Source organism: Salmonella sp. SJTUF15591 (assembly GCF_043356435.1).
GTDB lineage: Bacteria > Pseudomonadota > Gammaproteobacteria > Enterobacterales > Enterobacteriaceae > Salmonella > Salmonella enterica.
This window is the reverse complement of record NZ_JBEUJO010000010.1, coordinates 142,726-154,207: the sequence shown is the minus strand read 5'-3', so window position 1 is coordinate 154,207 and position 11,482 is coordinate 142,726. Positions and strand designations below refer to the sequence as shown.

11 protein-coding genes and 1 pseudogene are annotated in these 11,482 nt (G+C 53.1%); all 12 read right to left on the bottom strand.

What is annotated here, in order from left to right; genetic code table 11:
- Positions 1–301, bottom strand: a pseudogene (locus tag ABVM99_RS20435) (GDP-mannose mannosyl hydrolase); the annotation flags it as partial.
- A 2-nt stretch (positions 302–303) separates the two neighbouring features.
- Positions 304–1,269 carry a GDP-L-fucose synthase gene (locus tag ABVM99_RS20430; RefSeq protein WP_023253845.1) on the bottom strand — a complete coding sequence of 322 codons (966 nt, stop codon included), beginning with the start codon at positions 1,267–1,269 and terminating at the stop codon, positions 304–306.
- 2 nt (positions 1,270–1,271) lie between these two features.
- Positions 1,272–2,390 (bottom strand): GDP-mannose 4,6-dehydratase, encoded by a 1,119-nt coding sequence (gene gmd / locus ABVM99_RS20425; RefSeq protein WP_020898985.1) that lies wholly within the window; start codon positions 2,388–2,390, stop codon positions 1,272–1,274.
- Between the two features lie 23 nt (positions 2,391–2,413).
- On the bottom strand, positions 2,414–2,968 hold the full coding sequence (gene wcaF / locus ABVM99_RS20420; RefSeq protein ID WP_001153601.1) for a colanic acid biosynthesis acetyltransferase WcaF: 555 nt from the start codon (positions 2,966–2,968) through the stop codon (positions 2,414–2,416).
- A 15-nt stretch (positions 2,969–2,983) separates the two neighbouring features.
- Positions 2,984–3,730 (bottom strand): colanic acid biosynthesis glycosyltransferase WcaE, encoded by a 747-nt coding sequence (gene wcaE / locus ABVM99_RS20415; protein ID WP_000480134.1) that lies wholly within the window; start codon positions 3,728–3,730, stop codon positions 2,984–2,986.
- A 12-nt stretch (positions 3,731–3,742) separates the two neighbouring features.
- Entirely contained in the window at positions 3,743–4,957 is a 1,215-nt protein-coding gene (wcaD, locus tag ABVM99_RS20410) for a colanic acid polymerase WcaD (RefSeq protein WP_000091392.1), read from the bottom strand.
- Entirely contained in the window at positions 4,932–6,149 is a 1,218-nt protein-coding gene (gene wcaC, locus ABVM99_RS20405) for a colanic acid biosynthesis glycosyltransferase WcaC (protein ID WP_023195396.1), read from the bottom strand. The genes wcaD and wcaC overlap by 26 nt, the downstream gene beginning before the upstream one ends.
- Positions 6,146–6,634 (bottom strand): colanic acid biosynthesis acetyltransferase WcaB, encoded by a 489-nt coding sequence (gene wcaB / locus ABVM99_RS20400; protein ID WP_000888724.1) that lies wholly within the window; start codon positions 6,632–6,634, stop codon positions 6,146–6,148. The genes wcaC and wcaB overlap by 4 nt, the downstream gene beginning before the upstream one ends.
- A gap of 2 nt (positions 6,635–6,636) precedes the next feature.
- On the bottom strand, positions 6,637–7,479 hold the full coding sequence (wcaA, locus tag ABVM99_RS20395) for a colanic acid biosynthesis glycosyltransferase WcaA (RefSeq protein ID WP_017442203.1): 843 nt from the start codon (positions 7,477–7,479) through the stop codon (positions 6,637–6,639).
- Between the two features lie 86 nt (positions 7,480–7,565).
- Positions 7,566–9,725: a tyrosine-protein kinase Wzc gene (gene wzc, locus ABVM99_RS20390; RefSeq protein WP_001650000.1), complete on the bottom strand. Its 2,160-nt coding sequence runs from the start codon at positions 9,723–9,725 to the stop codon at positions 7,566–7,568.
- A complete protein-coding gene (wzb, locus tag ABVM99_RS20385) occupies positions 9,722–10,171 on the bottom strand; it encodes a low molecular weight protein-tyrosine-phosphatase Wzb (RefSeq protein WP_000482224.1) in 450 nt (149 codons plus the stop codon). The genes wzc and wzb overlap by 4 nt, the downstream gene beginning before the upstream one ends.
- A gap of 5 nt (positions 10,172–10,176) precedes the next feature.
- The gene (locus tag ABVM99_RS20380) at positions 10,177–11,316 is read right to left on the bottom strand and encodes a polysaccharide export protein (protein ID WP_000978077.1); all 1,140 of its coding nucleotides are present in this window, start codon (positions 11,314–11,316) and stop codon (positions 10,177–10,179) included.
- Positions 11,317–11,482: the final 166 nt, after the last annotated feature.

The following is an 11,482-nucleotide window of genomic DNA, read 5'->3' as shown; positions in this document are numbered from 1 at the left end:
TGAGTTGAAAAATCCTCACCGGAAAAGTTGTCGTCATAGAAGTGCTGCCAGACGCCATAAAACGTCCCTGCCGCCAGCGGCAGACGCACGCCCAGTTCCGCCTGCGTCAGGCGTGCAAAGGCGGCCTCCAGCGTTTCGTCTTTGCACACCCGCCCCCCGGCACAAACCAGTAGCCCTGCGCCGGACGGTTGAGACGCTGGCCCAGTAAAATTTCCCCCTGGCCGTTTTCCACAATGAAATCGAGGGAGATGAGGGGCGTGGCCCGCACCACGGCGGCGAAATCTTCCTGACGTAAAAACATTGTCACCCCCGGAACCGTTGCTGATTCTCAAGGAACCACTGGTAAGTACCGGCAAGCCCTGCCTCCAGTGAAATTTCGTGATACCAGCCAAGCTGATGCAGGCGCGTGACGTCGAGCAATTTACGCGGCGTGCCGTCCGGCTTCGCGGCGTCGAACACCACCCGGCCCTGGTAACCCACCACCTTTGCGATAGTCTGCGCCAGTTCGCGGATAGTGCAGTCCACGCCAGTGCCGACGTTAATGTGCGACAGCATCGGGGCAGTGTTCTCCTGCCACACTTCGCGCGCCAGCTCCATCACGTGAATACTGGCCGCCGCCATATCGTCAACGTGCAGAAATTCACGCATCGGCGTGCCGCTGCCCCACACCACCACCTCCGGCGCGTGGCTCTGCGCGGCCTCATGAAAGCGGCGCAGCAGCGCCGGGATCACATGTGAATTGTCCGGATGGAAATTGTCATGCGGGCCGTACAGGTTGGTCGGCATCACCGAACGGTAGTCGCGACCGTACTGCCGGTTGTAGGACTCGCACAGTTTAATCCCGGCGATCTTGGCGATGGCATACGGCTCGTTGGTCGGCTCCAGCGTCCCCTGCAGCAGCTCGCTTTCCGCCATCGGCTGCCTTGCCAGTTTCGGATAGATACAGGACGAACCGAGAAACAGCAGTTTGTTCACGTTGTGCAGGTGCGCGGCGTGAATAATGTTGCTCTCTATCATCATGTTTTCATAAATAAAATCCGCCGGATACGTGTTGTTGGCGACAATGCCGCCCACTTTCGCCGCCGCCAGATAAACCTGGTCGATACCCGCCCCGGCAAAGAACGCCTGTACCGCGCGCCCGTCGAGCAGATCCAGCTCATCGCGGGTGCGCAGCACCAGCTCCACGTCGCCGCGCTGCGCAAGCTGCCGTACAATCGCGGAGCCCACCATCCCGCGATGGCCCGCCACAAAAATTCGTTGCTTGGTCATGGTCATTCCAAAGATAAATTTACATCGAATCCGTGAGATTTCAGCAGTGAGTGTTTTTTCGCGGCCTCCAGATCGTTCGCCACCATCTCGGAGACCATCTCCGACAGGGTGATTTCCGGTTTCCAGCCCAGTTTCTCATGCGCTTTGGACGGGTCGCCCAGCAGGGTTTCCACTTCCGCCGGACGGAAATAACGCGGATCAACGGCCACAATCACATCCCCCGGTTTCACGCCCGGCGCATCGTGTCCGGTAACGGATACCACGATCCCTTTCTCATTAATGCCTTCGCCTTCAAAGCGCAGTTTTATCCCCAGTTGCGCCGCCGCCAGCTCCACAAACTGGCGTACGGAATACTGCACGCCGGTGGCAATCACGAAATCTTCCGGCTGCTCCTGCTGTAACATCATCCACTGCATCCGCACGTAATCTTTCGCATGGCCCCAGTCGCGCAGCGAGTCCATGTTGCCGAGATACAGGCAGGACTCCAGTCCCTGGGCGATATTGGCGATGGCGCGGGTGATCTTACGGGTGACGAAGGTTTCGCCGCGACGCGGGGACTCGTGGTTAAACAGAATGCCGTTACAGGCGTAAATACCGTAGGATTCACGGTAGTTGACGGTGATCCAGTAGGCGTACAGTTTCGCCACCGCATAGGGGGAACGCGGGTAGAACGGCGTGGTCTCTTTCTGCGGGATCTCCTGCACCAGCCCGTACAGTTCAGAGGTGGAGGCCTGGTAGAACCGCGTTTTCTTTTCAAGACCGAGGAAGCGGATCGCCTCCAGCAGGCGCAGCGTGCCCATCGCATCCACATCGGCCGTATATTCCGGCGACTCAAACGACACCGCCACATGGCTCATCGCGCCCAGGTTGTAGACCTCATCCGGCTGCACTTCCTGTAAAATGCGGGTCAGGTTGGAGGCGTCGGTCAGGTCGCCATAATGCAGATGAAATTTCGGGTTGCAACTGTGCGGGTCCTGATAAATATGGTCCACGCGCTCGGTATTAAACGATGACGCGCGGCGCTTGATACCATGCACCTCATACCCTTTTTCCAGCAGAAATTCTGCCAGGTAAGACCCATCCTGTCCGGTTACGCCAGTAATGAGAGCGACTTTTGACATTTTCATTTCCTCAAATAGTCCCGTTAGGGAGTAACTTTCTGAACGCGCTGGCGCGTTACCACTGCGGGATTGCCCCGACAAATCGCATTTGCCGGTAATGATTTAAATACGCTGCTGCGCGCGCCGACGACGGTGCCATGACCTATCATCACGCCGGGCGCGACAAAAACATCGGTTGCCAGCCAACATTTTTCGCCAATAACAATCGGCGCGGCGTTAATATCGAAATGGGCGCTGGTATAATCATGGCTACCGGTACACAAATACCCTTTTTGTGAAATAACCGCATGTGCGCCAATATTAATTTCACCCAACGTATATAACACAGCGTCGTCGCCTACCCAGGCATAATCGCCGACGGTTAATTTCCACGGGTAGGTAATTTTTACTGACGGTCGAATAACCACATTCTTTCCAATTTTGGCGCCAAACAGACGCAGCAAAAAGGCTCGCCAGCGATACAATATTTGCGGCGACCCGGCGAATAATGTCGCCTGTACCGCCCACCATAATTGTACTTTTAGCGCATTAGCGCCGCGGAACCCCTTCGGCACCGTAAAGCCGCTAAGATCCTGCATAATAACTCCCGGTGATTAGACTTTGTTATACCGCGCTTTTGTTTTACCCGTCGTTTTCAGACGTAATAAATAGGATAATTGCGCCCAAAACCCTGGCACACGTAATATTTTTCGCTGTACGTTTTTTGCATCCTGACATAATTCCAGATTATTCGAGGTTGACACGCCGCCCATCGAAAATTCAGATACCAGTCCGTTAATTCGTCGAAAAGGATAGCCTGCTTTATAGAGACGGGCCGCCAGCGCATAATCTGAAGAGACATGATATTGCAGATCATAAGGATACTTTTTTAACGCTACCGTCGGGAAAAATATCGCCTGATGGCTGGCTGGCAAACTATGGTAGATATAATACCCGGGTTTAGCCTTCCGGCGTATTTTATGCCCGCCGCCGAAATCCAGCAGCGCGTCGCCAATATACATCGCCTCGCCCTTTTGCCGCGCCAGTTGGCGGACAAACAGCGCGGCATCATCATGGAACGCATCACCGGAATTAAGAAACAGGGTATAGCGCCCCTGCGCCAGCGCAATGCCTTTGTTCATGGCATCATAAATACCGCGATCCTTTTCACTGATAAAACGCAGGTTAAACTCACCGTGACGTTTTTGCAGAAATTCGCGCGTGCCGTCCTCCGAACCGCCATCCACTACGATCCATTCAAATGACAGACCCGGATCGCGCGCCAGATTGCGCAGCGAGCGCCAGGTTTTTACCACCCCTTCGTAATTGCGAAAGGCGACGGTAACGACGCTTAAAAACATGCCACCACCCCGTTATGAAATTTTTAACGCCTTGCGCAAAATGAACGGACAGACGATTAAAAAAGCATATTCCGGGCTAAATATTGAACCGGTAAAAAACAGCGACACCGGCGTAAAAAGATAGAGCTGCACCCGAAAATTACGATTATCGCCAAACGCATTTAGCGCCATTTTTAAAACTTTCCCCATATACCACAGCGTCATTAGCACTGCGAACCAGGAAAAATAAATAATCAGCAGATACAATCCATTGTCTATGGTTTTCCCGACATCCGCACCGTTAAAGATTCCGAATGATGCAACATATTCATAAAGTGAGCCAAATCTGACTACACCATCAATATGGGTCAAGGAATATCCGACCATGACTAACGGGCCCACAATACGATAATAAGAAGATGAGCCTTCCGTCCCTAAATCGCCAAGTCGTGTCGCGATATAAGGAAATGCAATAATTACCCCAACCAAAAACAGGGTTAATGAGACCAGCGCCAGTGGAAGTTTTTTCTTTATCGCATCCTTATTCAAATATTGGAACGCCCACTCCAGAAGGTAAAACAGGATAAAGGTCATTACCCCTGAAAATGATCCTGATAATATTATCCCTGCCAGAATCATAGCATCGCTTTTCGGTGTTTTGATACCAAACTGTTTGATGCTCAGCCAAATTGAGATTAGTGCCAAAGCGAAAAATGCCGGTTCAAAATAAAGTGCAGTGGTACGCTTACCGCCAAATTTTATGAAGTTCAGTACGTAGCTATTACTGTAAATGAGATATTTCGAAATTCCTTCCATAATACTGCTGCCGCCGGTAAGGATAATTTGCGCCATCTCAACCGCGGCGAGCGCGACCACTATACCCACCACCAGATAAAAAAAACGCAAAATCTTTCGGTGGTTATGCGCGGAAATGGTTTTGAATCGGATACTCCAGACCATCCCGATAATGACCACAATATAGACAAACAGCATCGTGGACGTGACATATTTACCGGCATTCAGCGACTGGCCGAACAAGAAGTTAAATGCCGTAAGCCCCGCGCCGATGCCTAAGGCGATCATTAATTTTTTTACGCTAATGCGTTCCACAAATAACAGCAGCAACAGCGGTAAAAAAGTGACGATGGTAATGGGAAAGCTTTCCCCCAGTTGGGCAATCTTGACATTGACCAGTAGGTAGATCAGCGGCAGCAGCAGATAGCTACAGATTCTGATAGAACGAGACATACTCCTCCAGCATCTGTTGACCGCTGTACGCGACGCGGCTACGCATACGAAAGGCGTCCAGTGTTGTGCCAAATACCGCCTGAGCAATCTCTGGCTTACGCCGCTGCGCCAGGCGCAGTACATCTGTAGCGGCAAAAGTCTGGCCGCCGGATTTCGCCATCACCTCCTGCGCCGCCTCGCTGTGGGTGGCGATTACCGGTACGCCGATCGAGAGCGCTTCACACAAGATCAACGGATAGTTATCGACCCGCGAGCTAAAGACCAGCGCATCCATCTCATTGAGCGCGCTCATTAATTTACGCTTATCGGTTTCAAAACCGTGATTAACAACGTTTTGGCCGGTAAAAGGCGAAAATTTACCGAAGGTATGCAGTTCAATTTTTTCGCCCAGCGCCATCATGTCGTGTACCAGACGCTGGTCAGTTTTGCCGTCATAACGCAAGTCATGCGCCACAATGGCGATCCGCGGTTTGCCCGGATTCAGCGGCACAGGTGATAGCTGCGCGAGAATCGCCTCGGTCGCCAGATCGATACCGTTGTTAATAATCTGGCAGCGCCCCGCGCCATAAACGCTGTTAAAGGCCTCGGCCACGTGCTGGCTCGGTGAAATAAACCGGCAGCCCAGCCGCAGCATGTCACGAAAGCGCTGACGTTTGCCGTCAATAAGCTGGTGCGCCCGATCCACCCTGACCGGCGGATAATTGCTTAGGGTCGGGCATTTTTGGCAGCCGCTTTTCCAGCCCTCGCAACCGTCGGTGAAGGCGCAACGCCCGGTGACGCTCCAGTGATCGTGCAACGTCCAGACCAGCGTGACGTCCGTTTTTTGCGCTTTGACTTTTTCGCAAAACGTCACGATGTCCGCCAGGTTTAGCCAGTAACTGTGGAGAACATGAAAATGCAGCACCAGCGGGCCGGATGTCTGGATAACCGTGCGGTAAAGATTGTCGAGATTGCCAAACAGATCGCGATTCAGGAAACGAAACAGCGCGATATTAGCGATTGCCGTGCCGCGCGGCGTCTGTTTTATCACCTGCGGATAACGGTGGTGGCTGACGCTTTTTTTTCCGCCTTTGCCATAACCATAGACAAAACGTGACGTCAGCCCTTTTTGCAGCGCCCGCAGATGGAGATCCAACGCCACTCCCGCCGCGCCGCCTTCCGCCAGCCGTACATTAAATTGCAGAATATTCATGTGCTGACCTTCACCCGTGCTTTTTCTCCCACCACCAGCGCATGGTCCGGAATACTGTCAAGCACCACGCTACCCGCGCCAATCGTGACGTGATTACCGATAGTAATATCGCCAAGCAGGATGACATTCGCCCCCAGCTCAACGCCGTGACCAATCACCGGACAAGCCAGGCTGTCCGCGCCGCGATTGCCAATGGTGACGCCGTGGCGAATGGTAAAATCGTCGCCGGCGACGACATGTTTGTTGATCACTACCGCGTAACCATGATGGATAGTGAACCGCCGACCAATGGTCGCGGCGGCCTGGATTTCATACCCGAACAGGCATTCCGTGATCACGCGATACAGCACCAGCACCGGCGCGGCCCACAGATTATTCAGCACATTCTTTTTGCGCCAGACGGAACAAAAATGAGCGATACGGTAGGCCAGCACCATGCAACAGGGGCGTAAGCTCCAGCTATTCGCGCGTAAGTCTTCCAGCATCGTTATCGCCCCCGCAGCCCGGCCGCCAGGCGTTTGCTGTTACGCACGGAGAGCAACGTCAGCAACGTGCGCCAGGTCATTCGCTTATTGCGAATTTGGTACAGCGTAAAAAGCTGGTATTTTTTGCTGGCGCGATCGAATTTATCTTTGTGCTTACGATAAAAATGGAAATAGCCGGAGAACTTTTTCGGCGAAGAGGTAATCTGCATCTCGCCGTGGTTGATATGTAAAATTTGCGTCGCCTCTTCAACTTTCCACGGTTCGCCATACTCCACCACCATGCGCAGAAAAATGTCGTAATCCTGCGCCGCCTTGAGTTCGGTATCGAACAAACACGCTTTAAAACGCCAGGCCCAGGTAAAAACCTGATTGCCAATAATATTGCGCTTGTAGAATAAGCGGCGCGAATAAGGGGATTTCGGATACAGCGGCAGGCTGGCAGGCTGAGAGTAGACCTCGCCCTCGCACACATAGTCGTTGGCATACAAAAAGGCGTGCGTAGTCAACTGGTGTTTATGGGCCAGAAACACGCTCAGACGGTTGGGCGTCCATTCATCGTCATCATCAATACCGGTAATGTAGTGCCCTTGCGCCTGCATAATGGCCTGGTTGCGAACCGCGCAGGCGCCGGTATTCCTGGCGTTATGGGTATAACGGACGCGCGGGTCGTTCAGCTCCTCAACAAATTGTTGTAGCTGCTGATAAGATGAGGAGCAATCATCCACGATGATCATCTCCCAGTGACGGTAGTCCTGACGTAGTACTGATTTAATCGCCCGGATAGCCAACTGCTGCCTGTTCCAGGTTGGCATATAAATTGAGATCAGCGGAGTTTCTGTTGTCATGCTTATTCCCCAGATAGTTTTGCCGCATGGCGCTACGCTTGTCCGGCCTACAGTCACAGGCCGCGCCATCCGGCACGCCTTATTTTTTATTTGGAATCTGACTGGTATTCATACTCGTAATAGCCATAATCCTGGTAGCCCGTCGCCCGGCGGAAAATGGAGTTGAGAATGACGCCTTTGACCTGAATGCCATTCTGGTCAAAACGGCTCAGACTGGTTTCCACCTCTTTTAAAGTGTTGACGGCATAACGCGCCACCATCAGCGTCGTCCCGACGTGACGACCCACAATCGCGGCGTCCGTCACGGCCAGAATCGGCGGCGTGTCGATTAATACCAGGTCGTAGCGGCTGCTTGCCCAGGCGATCAGCTCGCCGAAGCGCTCGCTCATCAGCAGTTCCGATGGATTAGGCGGCACCTGACCGCGCGGAATAAGATCAAAATTAGCGATCGCCGTGGGTTTCGCGCAGGAGGCTATCTCGCCTTTGCCCGCCAGAATGTCAGATAAGCCGTCCACGTTATTGGTGCCGAGCAGTTCATGGGTGTAGCCCTTACGCATATCGCAGTCGATCAGTAATACCCGTTTATGCGTCTGGCTGATGACGGCCGCCAGGTTGGCGCAAACAAAGGTTTTGCCGATAGAGGGGCTGACGCCTGTGAGCATGAGTACATTATTTTGCGCCTGCATCATGGCAAAATGCAGGCTGGTGCGCAGGCTGCGAATCGCCTCAATCGCCAGATCGGTCGGATTGCCCACCGCCAGCAGTTGGCTCTGCTTGTAACGCTTAATCCCTTTAATGGTTTTGACGCTATCGCGCGCTTTTTGCCATTCCGACAGCGGAATACTGGCATAGACGCTGATCCCGTGCTCTTCCAGCGCCTGCGGGCTTTCGATACCGCGATTAAACAACGAGCGCAGCAGCACGCCGACAATCGATAACATTAATCCCAGAATAATGCTGCCGAGAATAATCAACGCCTTTTTCGGCTTCAGCACGCCCGGCTGGGTAATCGCCGGGTCAACGATGCGTACGTCGCCAACGGTGCTGGCTTCGGTGATTTTCAGCTCCTGCTGTTTATTAAGCAGTTGCATATAGACCTGCTGGCCGGACTCCACATCGCGGGTCAAACGCACAATCTCCTGCTGGGTTTTCGGCATTGCCGTCACCCGCCCGTTCAGTTTGGCTTTTTCATCTTCCAGCGCTTTACGTTTTTCCAGCAGGGTGCGGTAAGCCGGATGCGCTTTGGTAAAGAGCTTGGAAATTTCCGCCTCTTTAAACGTCAACTCATTCAACTGGGCGTCGATATTAACCATCGAATCGAGCACCGCCTTCGCCTCCAGCGGTAAATCCACCGAGTCTTTATCCTGGCGGAAAGCGTTTAGCTTGTTTTCCGCCACATCCAGACGGCTACGGACTTCCGGCAGTTGTTTTGCCAGAAACGCCAGACTCTTCCCCGCCTCTTCAGATTTCCGCGCAATATCCTGTTGCAGATAGTTACGGGTAATACTGTTGAGAATTTCGCGGATCTGGTCGCGATCCTCTCCCGTGAACGTCAGGCTCAGAACGCCGGTATCTTTGCCGGTTTCCGTTACGGTGAGGTTATTTTGCAGGTTATTAATCATGCCAAGCGTTGAGAATTTACTCACCGTAAATTCCGTATCAGGACGGGCGTCAATCGCCTCTATCTGCATCGTCACGCCGTCTTTATTAAGTGGCTGGCCCACAACGCCCTGCGCGCTAAATCCGCCGTCGCTAACCAACTGATAACGTTTGTCGCCCAGCACTTTGAGGGTGAAGATCTGTCCGCTCATCGTCTCTGGTCGGGTGAATGTCGTGACTTTCACTCTTTCATTGTGACGCCCCATCAGCCGCTCCCACCCGGCGCCGAACAGCGGAAAGGTGTTTTTGGTGACGGCAATATCCAGATCCAGATCGTCAACGGTCTTCCCCAGCACCAGACGCGATCGAATGAGCTGAATTTCCGCATCGGAAGCCGGCGGCTTATTCGCTAATGCGCTGTTGATATCCTGTACCAGCGAATTACCGGCGTTTTGTTCAATCTGCACCAACGCATCGGCGCTATAGATGGGCGTGGCGAAGAACGTATAAATTACCGCGCACAGCGCAAATATGGCCGTCGTCCCCAACACCCACCAACGCGCTTCAATCACCGTTCCGACCAGGCGCCCGATATCGATTTCATCGCTACCCGTAACCGCCGCAGATTGTTTTACTTTTTCTGTCATGGTTTTCCCTGCTCTGCATTCAGTGCCTGCGCCCACTGGCGGGCAGACCTTTCCAGTAATGTGTACACCGCCTCAAACGCATCGCGGCTTTTGCGATACGGGTCCGGTATTTCACGCTCGCTGTCCCAGTGACCAAACAGCATTACCTTGCCGCGCATTTCCGGCGCAATGTCGCACAGGGCGGCGATGTGACGTTTCTCCATCGTCAGAATCAGGTCATATTCCCGGCACAGACGCGCGGAAATTTGCCTTGCGCAGTGATTTTCCAAAGACAGATCGTGGGCGCTCGCCACGCTCGCCGCCGCAGGATCGGCGCCTTTGCCGACCAGCGCGCCTAATCCGGCAGACGCAACCGTCAGCGAGGGATGAAAGCGCTTTAGCAAACGTTCCGCCGTCGGGGAACGGCAAACATTCCCCACACAGACCACTAAGATTTTGTTAAACATAACGATTACCAGGAATGAATGTCGCTGGCCGTATCCGTCATATAACGGACACCGCTAATGGTCGGCAGCAACTGATTGATCAGACGGTTCCAGCGAGCAACCGGCGCGGTCGTGACGTACACCACATCGTAAGGCTGAAGTCGGAATTCCGTCGCCATCACCAATGACGTGGCGTCAGACATATCAAGCTGGTAGATATTGGCGATCTTGCCGCCGCGTCCCCCCTCGCCTTTCAACGGACGAATCACAAAAATGCCGCTGGCGTTGGAGGTGGTCAGATCGATGCCTTCCGCATTGCCTAATGCTTCGGTGAGCGTCATGCCGCTGAAATCCATTTTGAGGGTGCTCTGTTTTTTCACTTCGCCCATGACAAAGACTTTCAGATCGTCATTGCGCGGCACATACAGAATGTCGCCAGGGTAGAGCAAGCGGTTCTGGCTAAGATCGCCATTTTGCATCAGCGCCTGTAGCGAAATGCGCTGTTCTTTGCCGTTGTGCGTCAACACGACGTTGCGCCAGTCCGCCATATCGGTCAGGCCGCCCGCAGCGTTAATCGCATCCAGGACGGTTAGCGGTACGTTAGTAATGGCCTGCTGACCGGATTTATTCACCTGGCCGGAGATATACGCTTTTTGCGAGCGGAAAGCGGCGATATTGACATCCACCTGTGGGTCCGCGATGTACTTCGCTAAACGCCCGGTAATATCGCTGCGAATCTCTGACAAAGTTTTACCGACGACGCTAACCTTGCCAATGTAGGGATAAAACATGGTGCCGTCCGGCTGTACCCAGTTGCCGGTATCGCTTGAGCTACGGTACTGGCCTGCTGGCGTGGTCAATTCCGGGTGATCCCAGACGGTGACATTCAGCACATCGCCAGGCCCGACGCGATACTGATAGCTGGCAATCTCCTGGTCCAGCGACATATTCGGTTGCGCGACATTGGGCCGCGGGCGTAATTGCTCAACCAGCCGTGGCGTCAGCGGATACACATTGACCATCCGGTCGAGATCAAAGTCAGCGTCTTGCTGTTTGATCACATCTTTCCCCATCGTAGACATATTGCTGCCCGGAAGTACTGTGCAACCACTTATCAAGCTGAGCGACGCCAATAATGGCATCAATTTCATTTTGGATTTCATCATTGATTATTTATCACTTTGGCAGAGTCATTATCCTGTGCAATTTAAATAGCGGCTTCGTCCGTGCACATTTACCTTGCAGTTAATGGCAGAGAAAATTAACTGGCATCATTCTGAAAAAAAATCAATTCATCCGCAGGCTATTGACAGAATAATAAAGGCTTATATT

Excerpts from the sequence above, each read along its gene's own strand:
- ABVM99_RS20430 (WP_023253845.1), bottom strand. The coding sequence starts at position 1,269 with ATGACCAAGCAACGAATTTTTGTGGCGGGCCATCGCGGGATGGTGGGC.
- gmd (WP_020898985.1), bottom strand. The coding sequence starts at position 2,390 with ATGTCAAAAGTCGCTCTCATTACTGGCGTAACCGGACAGGATGGGTCT.
- wcaF (WP_001153601.1), bottom strand. The coding sequence starts at position 2,968 with ATGCAGGATCTTAGCGGCTTTACGGTGCCGAAGGGGTTCCGCGGCGCT.
- wcaE (WP_000480134.1), bottom strand. The coding sequence starts at position 3,730 with ATGTTTTTAAGCGTCGTTACCGTCGCCTTTCGCAATTACGAAGGGGTG.
- wcaD (WP_000091392.1), bottom strand. The coding sequence starts at position 4,957 with ATGTCTCGTTCTATCAGAATCTGTAGCTATCTGCTGCTGCCGCTGATC.
- wcaC (WP_023195396.1), bottom strand. The coding sequence starts at position 6,149 with ATGAATATTCTGCAATTTAATGTACGGCTGGCGGAAGGCGGCGCGGCG.
- wcaB (WP_000888724.1), bottom strand. The coding sequence starts at position 6,634 with ATGCTGGAAGACTTACGCGCGAATAGCTGGAGCTTACGCCCCTGTTGC.
- wcaA (WP_017442203.1), bottom strand. The coding sequence starts at position 7,479 with ATGACAACAGAAACTCCGCTGATCTCAATTTATATGCCAACCTGGAAC.
- wzc (WP_001650000.1), bottom strand. The coding sequence starts at position 9,725 with ATGACAGAAAAAGTAAAACAATCTGCGGCGGTTACGGGTAGCGATGAA.
- wzb (WP_000482224.1), bottom strand. The coding sequence starts at position 10,171 with ATGTTTAACAAAATCTTAGTGGTCTGTGTGGGGAATGTTTGCCGTTCC.
- ABVM99_RS20380 (WP_000978077.1), bottom strand. The coding sequence starts at position 11,316 with ATGATGAAATCCAAAATGAAATTGATGCCATTATTGGCGTCGCTCAGC.